Raw genomic sequence first — 16,854 nt, 5'->3', positions numbered from 1 at the left:
AACCTCTCTCCCATCCAGCACCGGCGCCGGCGTGGATGGGCGCGTCGCGCCACTACCGCGGAGGGGGCGAGACGCGGAGGGGCAGGCCGATCTCGGAGGCTTTGTCCTGGTTCATGACCAGGGTGTCGCACCTCAGGCCGAGGAGATCCGCGTACGCCCGGATCGACCAGGCGATCCGGTCCTTCATCGTGCTGATCGGCTTGATCCGCGTGGCGGCGTCGACCTTGAGCACGAAGATGAGCCGCACGCTCGAGCGGACGCGCAGCCGCTCGGGGAGCTCGCCGGCGAGCGTGGCGCCGGTCCGTGTGTCGCCGTCGCGCCACGCGCTCTGGAGCATGACCAGGGAGTCCCGCCCCTTGGCGATCAGGCGACCGGCGAGGTCGCCGGGCGCATCGCCCCCGGTGTAGTCCTTGATCTCGAGGAGGACGACGAGGCCGCGGTCGGGATCCCAGTACGTGAAGTCCATCTCCGCGACGCCCGCGCCCGAGAGCCGCCGGTAGCTGGGGAGGTCCTCGAAGCGGAACCACGCCACGTCGGGTGGCGTGAAGTCGAAGCCCGATTCTTCCACCATGGGCGTCAACCCGCCATCGCGAGGTCGACGTCCTCATCGCCCATCGAGAGCTCTTCCTCGACGATCTCGTTGGGCGGCATGCCCTCGGAGAGATCATGAAAGCTCCCGCTCACGTAGCCCTCGTGGTTCGTGAGGGCGCAGAGGCGCACGTCGGCCTCATGCTGCCTGGCCACGAGCTCGAGCTGTTTCAGGATGAAGTAGCTGTGCGTCGCCATGAAGATCTGGACGCCCGCGAGCGACACGTCGTGGAGCATGCGCACCAGCGCGCGAGCCGCCGCGGGGTGCAGGTTGGTCTCGGGCTCATCGATGAACAGCACGGTGTTCCGCCGGAGCTCGCCGTTCTGGATGAGCCTCGCGAAGAGGCCGATCTTCTTGATGCCCTCGGCGACCTGGGACATCCAGAACTGATCGTCGCCGCGGCGGAACACGAACCTCCCGCTCTCGCGGACGATCTCGCCTGAGAACAGCGAGCGGAGGGAGGTGAGCACGCGGCGCAGGCTGTCCGGGAGATCTTGCTGCATCACCTCGCCGCGGAGCGCGACCGCTAGGTCGTAGTACGTGTCGTCGAAGCCGAAGCGCTTGTCCTGCTCGTGGAGCGACGTGATGGCATCGACCGACGTGAGGATCTCCTTCGGGGGGATGAACAGAGCGCGCAGGTTCGGCTGCGGGCCGCCGTCGTCGTCCACGCGGAGCGACCGTGCGTCCGCCGCCGAGAGGATCGCGGAGTACACGGCGTTGCACAGCGTGGCGCCGAAGACGGCGTCCCCGGGGCTGCGCTTCTTCACGAGGTCTCCGAGGCGCGCGCTCGCGGGCTGGAACGTCCACATGAGCTTCTCGGCGAGGACCTCCCCCAGGGAGGGCCGGTCGGCTTCCAGGCGCCGCGTGTAGTCCTGCACGCTCCTGGCGAGCGCATAGCCCAGCTTGAGGAGCGTGCTCTTGCCGGTGTCGTTGCGGCCGATGACCACGTTGATCCGGCCGAGGTCGGTCCAGCGGAACGCCTCGAAAGGGCCGAACTGGAAGACGCCGAGCTCGTCGAAGAGCGAGCTGTCCTGCCCGGCGAGATCGGGCGGAGGCTCGCCCGCCGCGGCCTCGGGGACGCCCTCGATCGTCCCCGGCGCGGGTCGCTTCGAGGGCGCGAGCGCGCGCCGGATATCGAGGTACGGCTCGCCCTCCACGTCGCTGTCCTCGCCGCGCGTGACGAAGGGCAGCTTCACGAGCGCCGCGCGCACGACGCGGCCGAAGGCGTCGGGGTCGAGGGCGCCCGAGAAACCCTGGGGCACCCGGAAGAGCGTCGCCGTGGCCGCGCCCGTGAACGGGAGCCCGAGCTTTCGGGCGAGCTCGATCTGGTAGCGCAGGTAGGCGCGCTTCTCGTCGCCCTTCTCGCGATCGAAGAGGGCGAGGCTCACCGGGATCACCGCGTCCTCGAGCATCGCGTCCTCGCCCTCGGGCGAGACGTCGAGGATGCGCTGGGTGACCGTGCTCCAGACGATCTGGCGGTTGCGCGGCACGGTCGCGACCTCGAGCGCGAGCTGCCCGTGGTAGCGCCGATGCGCGCGCCACGTGCTCCAGCGGGCCACGAGCGTGACGTGTCCGCCCTTCCACGAGCAGTCGAGCCGCACCGCCGAGGGCCACGGGCCGTCGCGCTGCTCATCGAGGCCAGGGATCGGCCGCCCGTCCGGGAGCGCGGGCCACGCGATCGGCGGCTCGCGCTGCGGGGCGACGTGGATCGTCACCCCCTCGATCTCCACGTCGAGCGGCCGCGCTGCGCCGAGGAGAGCTCTGCCCGCCTCGAACGCGAGCACGTTGGCAGCCTCGAGCTTCATGGGCAGATCCTAAGCGCTCTCACCCCCTCGGGGAAGGAGCCCGCTCAGGAGTCGTCGGTGCAGAGGCCGGCGAAGCCGCCGCGCGGCTGCCCCTTGTAGATCTCGACCGGGCACCCGCCCCAGCGCGAGACCATCTCGCCCACGTCGATGGCCAGGCTGCTCGACCAGTCCCGCGCCCCGTCGAAGCGGGCCCGGATGATCCCGTTCGGATCGATGATCCACGTCTCCGGGTAGAGCTGCGTGCCGTACTGATCCAGCACGACCTTGGACTCGGGATCGAAGAGGACCGGGAACGGCGGATCCCCGTTCAGGGCCACCTTGAGCGCGTCCCGCACGTCGTCCGGCCCCTCGTCGGTCGAGATCGTGAGGACGACGAAGTCCTTCCGCGACTGGGCGATCCGGCCGAGCTCCGCGAGCGCCGGCATCTCCTGCAGGCACGGCGCGCAGGTCTTGGTCCAGAAGTTCAAGAAGACCGTCTTGCCCCGGAACGACGAGAGCCGGACCGGCTTGCCGTTCATGTCCGGCAGCTCGAAGTCCGGCGCGAGCCGGTTGCGGCCAGCGTACGCGGGGCGCAGCGCGCACATGGCCTTGCAGCCCGTGGAGCGCTGGTCGTTCTGCGCCGCGTGCACGAAGCCGTACACGGCGACGGCCGCGACGAGGATGAAGAGGATCTGCGCGATGGTCGTCCACTTCACGGGAGTGGGCATAGCCTAGCGCGGCGCGGGGCGAAAGCAGGCGAAGCGTCCCGGCGCCGCGAAGATCACTCCGGCCCGGAGAGCAGCCGCTCGAGCCGCCCCTCGTCGACGCGGTATTTCATGATCTTCCGCCCATCCAGCTCGACGACGGGGACCTCCCAGTCGTACAGCGCCCGCTTCTCCGGCCCGGCCTCGCGGTCCAGGTCGACCACGGCGAGCTCGAACGGGAGGCGGGCGCGCACGCGCTCGAGCGCGGCATGGGCGTCCTCGCACAGGTGGCAGCGCTCGCGCGTGAACAGCGTCACCGTCTTCATCCGCTCCTCCGGGACGCGCGTCCCCTCGCTCACCCCGCCGCGAGCAGCGGCAGGCTCTTTTGACGCGGCGGCTCCGGGCGCTTGATCCTCTCGAACGCGCGCTCGTAATCGCGGAACGAGCCGCCCGCGTGCACCGCCTGCAGCACCGCGCGCCCCTCGGCCTCGCCGCCGGCGGCGAGCACCGCCTCGACCCACGCCCAGCGCGCGCTCGTGGCCCGCACGTCGGCGCGGCCGCGCAGCCCGCGGCGGAGCCGGTCGAGCCGCTTGTTCACGACGTCGATCCCCGCGAAGCGCGCGCCGTGGAGCGGCGTGTTGCGCTTCGGGCAGAAGGGCGCGATCCCGAGCGCGACCGGCACGATCCGGGAGAGCTCCGTGACGAACGCGACGCACTCGTCGACGTCGGCGTCGGTCTCGCCGGGGACGCCGACCATCAAATACAGCTTGAGCCGGTTCATCCCGTGCTGCCGCGCGAGCTCTGCCGCCCGCTGGAGGTGCCTCGGCCGCGCGCGCCGCTCCAGCGTCTCGCGGACGCGCTCGCTCGTGCCGTCCATCGCCGTCGTGAGCGTCTTGTAGCCCGCGAGCCGCAGCGCGCCGACGAACTCGTCGGTCAGCCGGTCCGGCCGGAGGCTGCTCAGCCCGACCTCGCAGCCCCGCTCGGCGAGCGTCCGGACCACCTCGACGATCTTCGGGTGATCGCTGACCGCGGCGCCGACGAGGCCGACGCGCCTCGCGTCCTCGGGGATGAGCCCGAGGAGGCGGTCCTTCGGGACGATGCGCATGCCGCCGTTGGTCGAGCGGCGCATCACGCAGTAGGTGCACCCGCGCGAGCAGCCCCGCTCGGCCTCGATGAGGAACATGTTCGAGAGCTCGGTCTCCTCGGCGCGGATCGGCGACCAGGCGGGCAGCAGCGCGTCGTCGCACTGGGCGACCGGGGGCATCTCCGCGCCGTGGCGCGCGGGGACGAAGACGTGGGGGACGCCCGCCAGCGCGTCGAGCGCCGCCTCCCGCGAGGGGGCGTCCCGCAGCAGGCGGAGCACCTCCACGGCCAGCGTGTCGGCCTCGCCCATGAGGATCGCGTCGGCGAACGGCGCGAGCGGCAGCGGGTTGGAGAACGTGAGCGGACCGCCCGCGAGGACGAACGGGTGGCGGCCGTCGCGCTCCTCCCGGAGCGCCGGCAGCCCGGCGAGCTCGAGCAGGCGGACGACCCCGGCGAGCTCGAGCTCGTACGCCACCGAGAGCGCGATGACCGGAAAGTCGGAGAGGGGGCGGAGCCCCTCGTACGTGACCGGAGCGCCCTCGGCGCTCAGCCCCTCGTCGTCCGGCAGGAAGGCGCGCTCGCACGCCATCCCGGGCTCGGCCTGGATCAGCTTGTAGATCTGGAGAAAGCCGAGCGAGCTCATGCCAGCCCGGTACGGGGACGGGTAAGACAGCGCGACGCGGAAGGGCGCCTGCTTGTCGATACGACCGATCTCGCTCGCGAGCCGGCGGCGGATCGTGGTCGTCATCGCGCTACGAGACATCGCCGGAGCGTCCCTCAGGGGGCGTCCAGGCGCAAGGACACGGGCGGCGAACGGCGCGGTCCGGAGCCCGGGGCCGGGCTCGGCGGCCGGCCCGGGCGGGACCAGAGCACGCGCTCGCCGTCGGTCTCCCACACCAGGGCGCCGCCGCGGTCCATGCGCGCGATCGCCACGCCGCGGGCCGACAGGCGGGAGAGCACCTCGGGGCTCGGGTGCCCGAAGCGGTTGCGGACGCCGCAGGAGACGGCGGCGACCGAGGGGTCGACGGCCGCGAGGAGCGCCGCGCCGGTCGAGGTCCGGCTGCCGTGGTGCCCCACCTTGAGCAGATCGGCGCGGAGCGCGGCGCCGTGGCGCGAGACGAGCGCGTCCTCGGCCTCGTGCTCCGCGTCCCCCACGAGCAGCGCGGAGCGAGCCCCGTAGGTGATGCGCAGGACGAACGAGTTGTCGTTGGCGCCCCGGTCGGGGTGGAGCTCGGGGCACGGCGCGAGCACCTCGATCGTCGCCCCCGAGAGCACCCGCGGCCTGCCGCACAGCGAGGCGGGCCGCACGACGGGCACGCCGCGCCGGCGCAGGTCCGCGAGCAGCCTGGCGTAGACCGGGCCCGCGCCCTCGGCCTCGCCCTGGCCGGTGTCCCAGAGCTCGCCGACCTCCACGCCCTCGACCACGGCGGGCAGGCCGCCGAAGTGGTCCGGGTGCGGGTGCGACAGGACGATCGCGTCGAGGCGCGCGCGGCGGCGCGATCGCAAGAGCGGCCGGATGACGCGCGCGCCCGGATCGACCGGGCTGCCCACGAAGCCGCCCGCGTCGACGAGCATCGCGCCTCCCTCGGGCAGGTCGATGAGGATGGCGTCGCCCTGCCCCACGTCGAGGACGTTGACGCGCAGCACGCCGCGCGGCGCGCCGGCGCGCACGGCGACGACCTCGAGCGCGAGCCACGCGGCGGCGCCGGCCGCGAGCGCGGCGAGCCGGCGGCCGCGGCGCTCCGCGGCCCACGCGAGCGCGATCGCGGCGGCGAGCGCGGCCAGCTGGGCGGGCGACGGCTCGGGCAGGCGCAGCACCACGCCGGTCTCCGCCGAGGCGCGGGCGACGGCGCGCACGGCGAGCAGCGCGCCCGAGCCGACGAGCGCGCACCCGCGCTCGACCGGCGGCGCCCACGAGAGCACGGCGTGCGCGAGGCAGAACGGGAGCGCCGCCAGCTCGCCGATCGGCGCGGCGACCACGTTCGCCGCCACGCCGAGCAGCGGGAACGTCTCGCCGTTCATGAGCAGCAGCGGCGTACACCCGAACATGGCGGCGAGCGTCGTCGCCAGCGGCTCGAGGACCTTGCGCGCGAGCGCGCGCGGCGACGCGTCGAGCGGCGCGCGCTCCATGCAGCCGCCGCCGTCGCCGTCCTCGCGCCCTCGCGCTCCGGGGACGAGCAGCGCGGCGAGCGGCCGCTGCAGCCAGAGCAGCCCGGCGGTCGCGGCCGCGGAGAGGCCGAACGAGAGATCGCATGCGATCAGCGGATCGACGGCGGCGGCGCCCGCGAGCGAGAGGGCGAAGTTGCGGACGCCCACCGGGCGGAGGCCGAGGAGCCGGGCGCCCATGGCGCAGCTGAGCATCGCCGCCGCGCGCATGGCCGATCCGCCGCCGCCGGCGAAGTCGGCGTAGAGCCACGCGGCCGGCACGCACAGCGCCGCGGTGATGCGGCCCGCGTCCCACCGGGCCGCGATCGGGCCGACGCGGACGAGGATCGCGCGCAGGACCGCGGCGAAGCCCGCCACCGCGAGGATCAGGTGCGTCCCCGAGACCGCGAGCAGGTGGGCGAGGCCGCTCTCGCGGAAGGCGTCCTGGTCCTCGGGCGTGAGGTCGGTCTCGCCGAGCACGAGCGCGCGCCCGAGCGCGGCCGCGTCGGGGTGGAACGTGGCCTCGATGCGCGCCCGCACCGCGGCCCGCGCGCGGTCGACCGCCGCCCCGATCGAGCGCCCCGCCAGCGTCCGCCGCGCGTCGACGATCGTCCCGCTCGCGACGATCCCGCTCCGCGCGATCGCGGCGGTCGCGTCCCGGAGCCCCTCGTTGCGGAAGAGGTGGATCGGCGCGAGGTCGACGACGACCTCGATCCGGTCGCCCCGCGCGAGCTCCAGCGGCGCCCCATAGAGGCGCGCCCGGAGCGGTCCCGGCAGCGCTCGCCCGCCGCACGTCCCGCCGGTGAGCTCCACGTCGACGCGCGCGCTCGGCGCCTCGCCGGGCTCGTCGGAGCGCCGCTGCGCCGTCCCGACCACGACCGGCGAGCCGACGACCGCGGCCGTCACCTCGCAGCGCGCCGGCGGATGCAGCAGATCGGCGGCGTCGTCGTAGAGGCCGCTCGCGCCGTCGAGCAGCGCGCGGGCGCGGAGGCCGCTGACGGCGAGCGCGACCGCGGCGGCGGCGAGGGCCGCGCGGCCGGCCCGGCGGCGGAGCGCCGCCGCGGCGAGCGCCGCGCCGAGCGCGGTGGGGATCGGGGAGAGGGCAAGCGGGGCGCCCGCGGCGAGCGCGAGCCCGAAGAGCAGGACCGGATCGATCACGGCCGCACCGCCCCGCAACACCCGGGCCGCGCGCGTTTCCGCGGCTTTTCACGGTGGATCCGGCCGCCAGGTCCCTGGCGCCGCCATGGCGGATCCGGGGGACGCCGGTACCCTGACGAGCCTGCAAGGGCTCTCGGACGGTCTCTTGATGTAGTGCATGCAACGAGACGAGTCGTTCAACGCGCGTGGCGCGCGTGCATGACCGCACATTCCCCTCTAGAATCATCGGCTCGGCGCGTCGCCTCACGGCTCGCACCTACATTGCAGTACTTGGAGGCTAGCGATGTCGTTTTGGTCGCCCAGAGTCGCCTTGATTCTTGCCTTGGGACTCGCTGCTACGGCGTGCAGCTCGGCCCTGGAGGAGCTCCCTGATGACACCGGAGAGGCGCGCGACGCCATCCAGGACGGTTACCTGGACGACGGCGACAGGGCCGTCGTGGGCATCTACAACGATGAGATCGGCGCGATCTGCACCGGCAGCCTGATCGCCCCGAACGTGGTGCTGACGGCCCGGCACTGCGTATCGGACATGGCCAATGAGCGGGACGGCCAGATCACCTGCCGGAGCACCAAGTTCACGGACACGCACCTGGCGCGGCGCATCTTCGTGACGACCGACGCGGAGATCGGCAGGTCCTCGCGCTACTACGGCGGCAGCGAGATCGTGCTGCTCCCCGGCACGGAAGCGGACAGCTTCTGCGGCAACGACCAGGCGATCCTCATCCTGGACGAGCTCATCCCGGAGAGCGAAGCCGTGCCGCTCGTCCCGCGCGTCGACGTGCCCCTGGAGAGGGGCGAGGAGTACTACGCGATCGGCTTCGGCGCGACGAACGACTTGAGCACCGGCGCGGGCCTGCGGCGGCGCCGCGACAACCTCTTCATCGATTGCGTGGCCGACGGCTGCCCCGCGTCCGTGGTGAAGCCGACCGAGTGGGTCGGGGACACGGGCATCTGCGAGGGGGACTCGGGCGGCCCCAGCCTCGACCTGATGCACCGGGTCATCGGCGTGACCTCGCGCGGGGCCGAGGGCTGCGAGTATCCGATCTACGGCTATGTGTACGGCTGGGCGGAATGGATTAAGGAAGCGACCCTGCATGCCGCCGACCTCGGAGGCTACACGGCGCCCCGCTGGGCGACCGGCTTCCCCACCGATCCGATCTACTCGGCGGAGCTCGGGGGCGCCTGCGAGCAGCCGGAGCAGTGCTCGACGAACGCGTGCCTCGATGGCTACTGCACCCGCCCCTGCACCGAGATCGCGACGTGCCCGAGCGGCTACAGCTGCAACGACGAGCTCGGCTTCTGCGCGAAGCTCCCGGAGCCGCCGCCCGAGGTCGACGGCGAAGGGGACGGGGAGGACGAGGCGCCCGCCGGGTCCTGCAGCATCCAGCCGAGGCCTGATCCGACGAAGCCGGTCCCCTGGCTGCTCGGCGCGGCGGGCCTGGGCGCGGTGGCGAGCCTGCGGCGGCGCCGCAGCCGGGATCGGCTTGGCTGAAGGGCGGCGCTCATCGTCGACGCCCCGCGCGCGGGGCGCCGCATTCCCGCGGGGAGCCGCGGCTTCGCAGGGAGCCGCGCTCCCGCGGCGGGCCGCGCTCGCGGCGCTCGCGGCGGTCGCGCTCGCGGCGTGCGGGCGCCGGGCCCCGGCGGCGCAGGGCGGAGCGCGCGTCGTCTCCCTGTCGCCCAGCACCACGGAGGCGGTCTTCGCGATCGGGGCCGGCGCGTCGCTCGTCGGCCGCTCCCGCCACTGCGACCACCCGCCCGAGGTGCTCCGCCTGCCCAGCGTCGGCGGCTACGCCGACCCGAGCATCGAGGCGATCATCGCGCTCTCGCCGACCCTCGTCGTCGGCGCCCGCGGCCCCGCGGGGCCAGCGCTGGAAGAGGCGCTGCGCGGGCACGGGATCGCGACGTGCTTCCCCGAGACCGAGTCGCTCGCCCAGATCGAGGAGATGCTCGCGGAGCTCGGCCGGCGGCTCGACGCGACCCCCGGCGCCGAGCGGGCGATCGCCCGGATCCGCGCCCGCCGCCAGGAGGTCGAGCAGGCCGTGAAGGGGCGACCGCGCGTCCGGGTCGCCCTGCTGTTCGACACCTCGCCCATCTTCGCCGCGGGTCCCGGCAGCTTCGCCGATGAGCTGATCCGGCTCGCCGGCGGCGAGAACGCGATCGCCCGCGGCGGCGCCTATCCGTCGATCAGCGTCGAGCACCTGCTCGCGCTGGATCCCGACGTGCTGCTCGACGGCACGGCCGGCGCCGACGGCGCCGAGCAGCCCGGCGCGCAAGGTTCCCCCAGGCTGGCGGTGCTCCGGGACGCGCCCGGCTGGAGATCCCTGCGCGCCGTGCGCGAGGGGCGCGTGCGGCCGCTCCGCACCGACGCCGTGCTGCGCCCGGGGCCGCGCATCGGCGACGGGCTCGCCGAGGTCGCCCGGGCGCTCCACGGCGACGCGCTCTCGCTCTCCGACGCGGCGGCCGCCCCCGGGGACGGCGGCGCGGGCCTCGTCCCCCCTTCGCCGGCGGGGGCGCCGTGACCCGTGTCCGCGCCGACGCGCTGCTCGTCGCCCGGAAGCTCGCCGCCTCGCGCACCGAGGCGCAGGCGCTGATCATGGCCGGCAAGGTCACCTCCGGGCCGCGCCGCATCGACAAGCCGGGCACGCTGCTCCCGGAGGACGCCGAGGTCCACGTCGCGTCGGGCCCCCGGTTCGTCTCGCGCGGCGGCGACAAGCTCGAGCATGCGCTCGCCGCGTTCGCCGCGCAGCACGGCCTCGACGTCGCCGGGAAGACCTGCGTCGACGTGGGCGCCTCGACCGGCGGCTTCACCGACTGCCTGCTCCAGCGCGGCGCGGCGCGGGTGTTCGCGGTCGACGTCGGCTACGGCCAGCTCGCCAGCAAGCTCCGCGCCGATCCCCGCGTCGAGGTGCGCGATCGGGTCAACGCGCGCGAGCTCCGGCGCGAGGACTTCGACCGCCCCATCGATCTCGTGGTGGTCGACGCGTCCTTCATCAGCATCTCCCGGCTCATCGAGGCGATCGCCCGCCTGCTCCGCCCCTCCGGCGATCTCGTCGCGCTGATCAAGCCGCAGTTCGAGGCGGGCCGCGAGGCCGCCGCCCGCGGGCGCGGCGTCATCCGCGACGAGGCGACCCGCCTCGCGGCGATCGCCGAGGCGCGCCAGGCCATCGAGGCCGCGGGCTTCTCCGTCGTCGGGGCGGTCGACAGCGCGGTGCGCGGGCCGAAGGGGAACGTCGAGCACTTCGTCCACGCGCGCCGCGCCGGCTAGCCGCGCCGCGCCGGCTGCAGCGGCCCCGCGAGGCGCGTCGGGCGCCGGCTTGTGGGCTGCGCCCCAGGCGGCGCGCCGCGGCATCCGGTTGCGTCAGCCCCGACGCCGCGCGGGCCGGCGGCGGGCTCGACCGGCGGAATCCGTGGAGAATCGAACACTTAAGAGGGCCGGCGCCGAGCGCGTCGCGGCCGGAGATAGCTGACGTGCCGCGTAGACAATGGTAGACGCGATGAGTACACGCGCTCTGGGGCCGCTGCGTGGGCGGCCATGGCCACCGGCGGGCGGACCCACACGGGAGGCGGCCCGGCGACAGGGAGGACGACAGCATGCTCGGACGACGGGGTTTGGTGAGGATGATCGCCGGGGCGCTCGCGCTGAGCGCGATGGCGCTCGGGTGCGGCAAGAAGAGCGAGGGCTCGGGCGGCGACCCGGCCAAGCACGCCAAGGACGACCCCGAGTGGAAGGTCGGCGCCTACTTCAGCCTCTCGGGCGAGGAGACGGCGTTCGGCGTCGACTCGAAGGAGGGCATCGACCTCGCCATCGACGAGATCAACAAGGCGGGCGGGGTCAAGGGCAAGCCGATCAACGTCCTCTACGAGGACAACAAGTCGAAGCCCGAGGAGGCGACCAACAAGGTCCTGCAGCTCATCGACCGCGATCACGTGCTCGCCCTGCTCGGCGAGGTCGCCTCGTCCCGGTCGCGCGCCGGCGGCATCGTCGCGAACAAGAAGAAGGTGCCGATGATCTCGCCGTCGTCCACGAACCCGGACGTGACGAAGGTCGGCCCCTTCGTGTTCCGCGCCTGCTTCACGGACGACGTGCAGGGCCAGATGGGCGCGCAGTTCATCGTGAACACGCTCGGCAAGAAGAAGGTCGGCCTCCTCTTCGCCTCCGACGATCTCTACTCCTCGGGCCTCGCCAACGAGTTCCGCGCCGAGGTGAAGCGCCTAGGCGGGGAGATCGTCATGGAGAAGAGCTTCCTCAAGAAGGAGACCAACTTCACGACGTACATCAACGAGCTCAAGTCGGCGAACCCGGAGATGATCTACGCGCCGATCTATTACACCTCGATGGCCCCGATCGCGCGGCAGGCCAAGGCCGCGGGCGTGCCGGGCAGCATGTTCGTCGGCACCGACGGGTGGGACGCGAACGAGCTCTTGCGCGACGCCGCCGAGGAGCTCGACGGCGCGTACTTCACGAACCACTACGCGCCGGACGTCCCCTGGCCCAACTCGCAGGCGTTCGTGAAGAAGTACCAGGAGCGGTACAAGCGCACGCCGTCGAGCATCGCCGCCCAGGCCTACGACGCGGCCAGGCTGCTCGCCGACGCCATGGGCCGCGCCAAGGAGATGACGCCGGACGCCATCCGGCAGGCCATCCAGGACACCAAGGGGTTCCAGGGCGCGACGGGGGTCATCACCATCGATGAGAACCGCAACGCCGACAAGCCGGTCGTGATTGTCCGGATCAAGGACAAGCAGTTTACCTACTACGCGACGGTCAACGAGAAGTCCGCGAAGCAGTAGTGGTCGTGCCGCGCGCGCGGGATCAACCCCGCGCGCGGTGAAGGGGTCTCCATGGAGAAGATCGTGAATGCCCTGATCACGGGGCTCGCCCAGGGGTCGATGATCGCCCTCGTCGCCCTCGGCTACACGATGGTTTACGGCATCCTCAAGCTCATCAACTTCGCTCATAGCGAGGTGTTCATGATGGGCGCCTTCGCCGGGCTGTTCGGGATCGCGGCGTTCGGCGGCCAGGACGCGCCGCTGTTCGCGGGCGTGGCCGGCACCCTCTGCGCGATGGCGTTCGCGGGCGTGCTCGGGGTCCTGGTCGAGCGGGTAGCCTACGCGCCGCTGCGATCCCGGGGGCGCGGCCTCGCCAACACCCGGATCACGCCGCTGGTCACGGCGCTCGGGATGAGCGTCCTCCTCCAGAACCTGGCGCAGCTCCTCTTCACCGCGCGCTACCGCGGCTATCCGCAGCTCTTGCCGATCGAGCACACGCGCAAGGTGATCTTCGTCACCTCGATCCTCGTGATGATCGGCCTGGAGCTGCTCGTGCGGCGCACCTGGACGGGCAAGGCGATGCGCGCGCTCAGCGTGAACGTCGAGGCCGCCCGGCTGATGGGCATCCGCACGAGCCGCATCATCGCGCTGACCTTCGTCACGGGCTCGATGCTCGCGGCGGTGGGCGCGGTGCTCTACTGCCTGGATCAGTCGCAGGTGTATCCCACGATGGGCGTGGTGATCGGCAACCGGGCCTTCGTGGCGGCGGTCATCGGCGGCATCGGGAACATCACGGGCGCGATGCTCGGGGGCATGCTGATCGGGATCATCGGCGAGATGACGAAGCTCACGCCCTACTCGGGCCTGCAGGACGTCCTCGTGTTCGCCGTGCTGATCGGGGTGCTCCTCGTGAAGCCGACGGGGCTGCTCGGCACGACGGGTACCGAGAAGGTGTAGCGCTGCGCCGGCGCGTCGCCGTGGCGCGCCGGACGACGCGCCGCCGTGGCGCGCCGGCCGACAACGCCGCCGTGGCGCGCCGGCCGACAACGCCGCGCGCCGCTGCGGTATGCTCGGCGCATGCGACGCCTCGCTCTCGTCGTGCCGCTCTCGCTGCTCGCGGCGTGCACCGCGACGCCCCCGGCCAACTGGGCCCGCGGCGGCGCGCTGCTCGACATCCCGCGCGCGCGCTGGGTGCACGGAAACCTCGCGGTCGACGTCCTGCCCGACGGCAAGATCCTCGTGAACGGCGAGCACCAGCTCAACGTGGATCGCGGCGGGCGGGTGTTCGGCCTGGAGGCCGAGCCGCTGGCGTTGCTCGAGCCGGACGGCCGGGTCATCGGCCCGAACGACGACCCGCTGGGCCAGATCGGCGTGCTGCACGCGTCGCTGCCGGGCGAGGCGACCGCGTGGCTCACGGTCGCGCAGAGCGGCGCGGTGATCCGCTACGTCGAGGAGGGCGAGCGGGAGCCGTTCGGCGTCTGGCTGGGCTGCGGCGTGACGCCGCGGGCGCACCAGACCTGCACGCTGGTCACGCACCTGCTCGGGCTGCGCATCCGCAAGCTGGAGCGGCAGACCACGACCGAGCCTGTCGGGCTGGGGTTCGGGAGCGGGCTCGGGCTCGGGTTCGGGGCAGGATCGCCGTTCCCCTGATCCCGCTCGGACATCGGCGCGCCGTGCGCCGCGCGCCGTGCGGGCTCCGAGGGCCTATCGCGCGTCAGGGGCTCAGGGGCGACGTCGGGTCAACGAGCTTGCGATCTCACTTCAGCAACCACCCAAACAGCATTCGTTTTGTGGTGTCGCGGGCGACCGTCGCGAGCGAGTCGACGAGCGGGATCTCCTTCGGGCACACCTCGACGCAGTTCTGCGATTTGCCGCAATCGGTGATCCCGCCCTCGCCCATCACCGACTCCAGGCGCTCGCCCGCGTGCATCGCCCCGGAAGGGTGCATGTTGTAGAGCCGCACCAGGTTGATCGCGAAGGCGCCGACGAACTTCGTCCCGTCATTGTACTGCGGGCACGCCTCGACGCAGCAGCCGCACGTCATGCAGCGGGAGAGCGGATACCGCTCCTCCTGCCGCTCCGGCGACTCGCGCGGACCCGGGCCGAGCTCGTGCGTGCCGTCGATGTCGATCCACGCGCGGACCCGCTTCATGTCCTCGAACATCCGGCTCCGGTCCACGAGCAGGTCGCGCACCAGCGGGAACTTGGACATCGGCTCGAGCGTGATCACCTCGCCCTTCGGCGCGATCTGATCGATGAGCGCCGAGCAGGCCTGTCGGACACGGCCGTTGATCACCATCGTGCACGAGCCGCACACCTCCTCCAGGCACACCGCCTCCCAGACGACCGGAGGCACTTCCTTGCCGTCCACGGTCCGCGGATCCCGCTGGACCTGCTGCAGCGCGCTGATGACGTTCATCTGCGGCAGGTAGGGGACCTTGAACTCCTCCCAGCGCCGCGTCTCCGGACGATCCGCGGTGTCCTGCCGCCGCACGCGCAGGTGCACCAGCCGGCCCTCGCCCCGCGCCTCGGCCGGCGCCGCCGCCCCGTTCGCCTTGTCTCCGCTCGCCTTGGCCATCCTACACGCTCTTCTGCGACAGCTTCCCCGTCGCCTGCGCGCTCGCCGCGCCCGCCTGCTCGTACTTGCGCTCCCGCGGCGCCACCAGCGACGTGTCCACCGCGTCGGTCACGTGGATCGACTGGCCGGCGCACGCGTAGTCGAACGCGCGGATGAACCGCACGGCGCCCTTCTCCTCGTGGCGCGCCAGCGTCGTGCGCTGCCACTCGGCGTCGTTCCGCGCCGGGAACTCCGGCTTGTAGTGCGCCCCGCGCGACTCGTCGCGGTTCCGCGCCCCCTCCGCGATGACCCGCGCGAGCACCAGCATGTTCTCGAGGTGCCGCACGAACTGCGCCCCCTGGTTCACCCGCGGGGCCGTGTCCGTGCTCTTGATCCGCCCCGCCCGCTCCTCGAGCTCGCCGAGCTTCTCGAGCACCCGGTCGAGCGTGGCGTTGTCGCGCTCGATCGTGCAGTCGCGCAGCATCGTCTCGCCGAGCTCCTGGTGCAGCCGGTACGCGTTCTCCGGCTGCTTCGCGTCCTGGTTCTGCGTCAGGATGCGCTGGTAGTCGGCCTCGGCGCGCTTCTCGGCCTTGTCGAAGATCGAGCGCGGCAGGTCCAGGGCGCTCCGCTTGATGCTCCGCTGATAGCTCGCGACCGCGGGACCGCACACCATGCCGCCGTAGATGCACGAGAGCAGCGAGTTGGCGCCGAGCCGGTTGGCCCCGTGGTACTGGTAGTCCACCTCGCCCACCGCGTAGAGGCCCGGGATGCTCGTCGCGTGGTTGCGCGGCGACCCCACCTTGAGCGCGCCCCGCGCGTCCGCCTCGTAGTCGACCCACAGGCCGCCCATCGAGTAATGGACCGCCGGGAAGACCTTCATCGGGTTCTTGTACGGGTCGGTGCCCGCGAACTTCTCGTAGATCTCGAGGATGCCCGCGAGCTTCGCCCGGAGGAACTTCTCGTCCTTGTGGGTCAGGTCGAGGTAGACCTCGTTCTCGTTCCGGCCCGTCGCGGCGTTGAAGACGCCGCGCCCCTCGTGGAAGCACGTCCGGAAGATCGCGCGCGACGCGATGTCCCGCGGGACGAGGTTGCCGTAGCCGGGGTACAGCCGCTCGAGGACGTAGTCGCGCTCCTTCTCGGGGATGTCCCGCGGGCTCCGCGCGTCGCTCTTGTCCTTCGGCACCCAGACGCGGCCGCCCTCGCCGCGCGCGCTCTCCGAGATGAGCCGCAGCTTGTCGGCGCCCGGGATCGCCGTCGGGTGCACCTGGATGAACTCGCCGTTCGCGTACACCGCGCCCTGCTGGTAGACCGCCGACGCCGCCGTCCCCGTGCAGATGACGCTCAGCGTGGAGCGGCCGAAGACGATGCCGCAGCCGCCCGTCGCGAGCACGACCGCATCGCCGGTGAACGCGCGGATCTGCATCGTCTTCAGGTCCTGCGCGACGCAGCCGACGCACGTGCCGGAGTCGTCGAGGATCGCCTCGATGAAGTCCCAGAACTCGTGCTTCCGGACCATCTTCTCGCCAGGGATCGCCACGCCGTGCTCGTCGATCACGTCGGCGAGCTCGAACCGCCGCACCTGCTCGTCGAGCGCGTAGAGCAGCTGCTGCCCCGTCGTCGCGCCCGCGAACGCCGTGCGGTGGTACAGCGTGCCGCCGAACCGGCGGAAATCGAGCAGGCCCTCGGGCGTCCGGTTGAACGGCACGCCCATGCGATCGAGCATGTGCACGATGCCGGGCGCGGCCTCGGCCATCCCCTTGATGGGCGGCTGGTTCGCGAGGAAGTCGCCGCCGTAGGCGGTCTCCTCGAGGTGCACCTGGGGGCTGTCCCCCTCGCCCTTCGTGTTCACCGAGGCGTTGATGCCGCCCTGCGCGCACACCGAGTGCGAGCGCTTCACCGGCACGAGGGAGATCAGGTCGACCGGGACCTTCGCCTCGCACAGCTTGATCACCGTCATCAGGCCGGCGAGCCCGCCCCCGACGACGATCACGCGCCGAACCTTCCCCCCCTCGCTCCTCGTCGTGCTCTTCGCGGCCATGTTTCGATCCCGATGCTCCCGCGCCG

At 72.6% G+C, this 16,854-nt stretch carries 14 protein-coding genes; 6 read left to right on the top strand and 8 right to left on the bottom strand.

The features are described from left to right. Nucleotides 1-52: 52 nt before the first annotated feature. From WMF26_RS47050 to WMF26_RS47025, 6 genes are all read right to left on the bottom strand, one after another. Complete coding sequence (locus WMF26_RS47050) at nucleotides 53-571, bottom strand: hypothetical protein (protein ID WP_437998025.1); 519 nt, start codon at nucleotides 569-571, stop codon at nucleotides 53-55. Nucleotides 572-576: 5 nt separating this feature from the next. Beyond that, a complete protein-coding gene (locus WMF26_RS47045) occupies nucleotides 577-2,394 on the bottom strand; it encodes an AAA family ATPase (protein WP_437998024.1) in 1,818 nt (605 codons plus the stop codon). Between the two features lie 44 nt (nucleotides 2,395-2,438). Further along, nucleotides 2,439-3,089 (bottom strand): TlpA family protein disulfide reductase, encoded by a 651-nt coding sequence (locus tag WMF26_RS47040; RefSeq protein WP_236644295.1) that lies wholly within the window; start codon nucleotides 3,087-3,089, stop codon nucleotides 2,439-2,441. Nucleotides 3,090-3,154: 65 nt separating this feature from the next. Next, nucleotides 3,155-3,403, bottom strand: a complete 249-nt coding sequence (locus tag WMF26_RS47035; RefSeq protein WP_437952570.1) for a glutaredoxin family protein — start codon at nucleotides 3,401-3,403, stop codon at nucleotides 3,155-3,157. Nucleotides 3,404-3,432: 29 nt separating this feature from the next. Beyond that, nucleotides 3,433-4,923 carry a B12-binding domain-containing radical SAM protein gene (locus WMF26_RS47030; protein ID WP_437998023.1) on the bottom strand — a complete coding sequence of 497 codons (1,491 nt, stop codon included), beginning with the start codon at nucleotides 4,921-4,923 and terminating at the stop codon, nucleotides 3,433-3,435. A 14-nt stretch (nucleotides 4,924-4,937) separates the two neighbouring features. Next, nucleotides 4,938-7,463 (bottom strand): DNA internalization-related competence protein ComEC/Rec2, encoded by a 2,526-nt coding sequence (locus WMF26_RS47025; RefSeq protein ID WP_437998022.1) that lies wholly within the window; start codon nucleotides 7,461-7,463, stop codon nucleotides 4,938-4,940. A gap of 322 nt (nucleotides 7,464-7,785) precedes the next feature. On the opposite strand from WMF26_RS47025, the gene WMF26_RS47020 reads away from it, so the two are divergent. The 6 genes from WMF26_RS47020 (at nucleotide 7,786) to WMF26_RS46995 (ending at nucleotide 13,883) form a co-directional block, all read left to right on the top strand. After that, a complete protein-coding gene (locus WMF26_RS47020) occupies nucleotides 7,786-8,955 on the top strand; it encodes a trypsin-like serine peptidase (protein ID WP_437998021.1) in 1,170 nt (389 codons plus the stop codon). Beyond that, the gene (locus WMF26_RS47015; protein ID WP_437998020.1) at nucleotides 8,948-9,982 is read left to right on the top strand and encodes an ABC transporter substrate-binding protein; all 1,035 of its coding nucleotides are present in this window, start codon (nucleotides 8,948-8,950) and stop codon (nucleotides 9,980-9,982) included. Before WMF26_RS47020 ends, WMF26_RS47015 begins: the two co-directional genes overlap by 8 nt. Continuing rightward, nucleotides 9,979-10,728 carry a TlyA family RNA methyltransferase gene (locus WMF26_RS47010; RefSeq protein ID WP_437998019.1) on the top strand — a complete coding sequence of 250 codons (750 nt, stop codon included), beginning with the start codon at nucleotides 9,979-9,981 and terminating at the stop codon, nucleotides 10,726-10,728. The genes WMF26_RS47015 and WMF26_RS47010 overlap by 4 nt, the downstream gene beginning before the upstream one ends. A gap of 326 nt (nucleotides 10,729-11,054) precedes the next feature. Continuing rightward, on the top strand, nucleotides 11,055-12,254 hold the full coding sequence (locus WMF26_RS47005) for an ABC transporter substrate-binding protein (protein WP_437316386.1): 1,200 nt from the start codon (nucleotides 11,055-11,057) through the stop codon (nucleotides 12,252-12,254). A 51-nt stretch (nucleotides 12,255-12,305) separates the two neighbouring features. Continuing rightward, nucleotides 12,306-13,190, top strand: coding sequence for a branched-chain amino acid ABC transporter permease (locus WMF26_RS47000; RefSeq protein WP_437334511.1), 885 nt, complete (start codon nucleotides 12,306-12,308; stop codon nucleotides 13,188-13,190). Nucleotides 13,191-13,310: 120 nt separating this feature from the next. Further along, nucleotides 13,311-13,883: a hypothetical protein gene (locus tag WMF26_RS46995; RefSeq protein WP_437998018.1), complete on the top strand. Its 573-nt coding sequence runs from the start codon at nucleotides 13,311-13,313 to the stop codon at nucleotides 13,881-13,883. 106 nt (nucleotides 13,884-13,989) lie between these two features. Here the strand turns inward: WMF26_RS46995 and sdhB are convergent, their stop codons facing one another. Both sdhB and sdhA read right to left on the bottom strand, forming a co-directional pair. Then, nucleotides 13,990-14,811, bottom strand: coding sequence for a succinate dehydrogenase iron-sulfur subunit (gene sdhB / locus WMF26_RS46990; protein ID WP_061623559.1), 822 nt, complete (start codon nucleotides 14,809-14,811; stop codon nucleotides 13,990-13,992). A gap of 1 nt (nucleotide 14,812) precedes the next feature. Then, complete coding sequence (sdhA, locus tag WMF26_RS46985) at nucleotides 14,813-16,828, bottom strand: succinate dehydrogenase flavoprotein subunit (RefSeq protein WP_437998017.1); 2,016 nt, start codon at nucleotides 16,826-16,828, stop codon at nucleotides 14,813-14,815. Nucleotides 16,829-16,854: the final 26 nt, after the last annotated feature.

The sequence above is a fragment of the Sorangium sp. So ce185 genome (assembly GCF_051526825.1).
GTDB classification, from domain to species: Bacteria; Myxococcota_A; Polyangia; order Polyangiales; family Polyangiaceae; genus Sorangium; species Sorangium cellulosum_D.
This window is presented reverse-complemented; position numbering and strand designations above follow the sequence as displayed.

What these genes read in the sequence shown, in the direction of transcription:
- WMF26_RS47050 (WP_437998025.1), bottom strand. Translation starts at nt 571, where the DNA reads ATGGTGGAAGAATCGGGCTTCGACTTCACGCCACCCGACGTGGCGTGG.
- WMF26_RS47045 (WP_437998024.1), bottom strand. Translation starts at nt 2,394, where the DNA reads ATGAAGCTCGAGGCTGCCAACGTGCTCGCGTTCGAGGCGGGCAGAGCT.
- WMF26_RS47035 (WP_437952570.1), bottom strand. Translation starts at nt 3,403, where the DNA reads ATGAAGACGGTGACGCTGTTCACGCGCGAGCGCTGCCACCTGTGCGAG.
- WMF26_RS47030 (WP_437998023.1), bottom strand. Translation starts at nt 4,923, where the DNA reads ATGTCTCGTAGCGCGATGACGACCACGATCCGCCGCCGGCTCGCGAGC.
- WMF26_RS47005 (WP_437316386.1), top strand. Translation starts at nt 11,055, where the DNA reads ATGCTCGGACGACGGGGTTTGGTGAGGATGATCGCCGGGGCGCTCGCG.
- WMF26_RS47000 (WP_437334511.1), top strand. Translation starts at nt 12,306, where the DNA reads ATGGAGAAGATCGTGAATGCCCTGATCACGGGGCTCGCCCAGGGGTCG.
- WMF26_RS46995 (WP_437998018.1), top strand. Translation starts at nt 13,311, where the DNA reads ATGCGACGCCTCGCTCTCGTCGTGCCGCTCTCGCTGCTCGCGGCGTGC.
- sdhB (WP_061623559.1), bottom strand. Translation starts at nt 14,811, where the DNA reads ATGGCCAAGGCGAGCGGAGACAAGGCGAACGGGGCGGCGGCGCCGGCC.
- sdhA (WP_437998017.1), bottom strand. Translation starts at nt 16,828, where the DNA reads ATGGCCGCGAAGAGCACGACGAGGAGCGAGGGGGGGAAGGTTCGGCGC.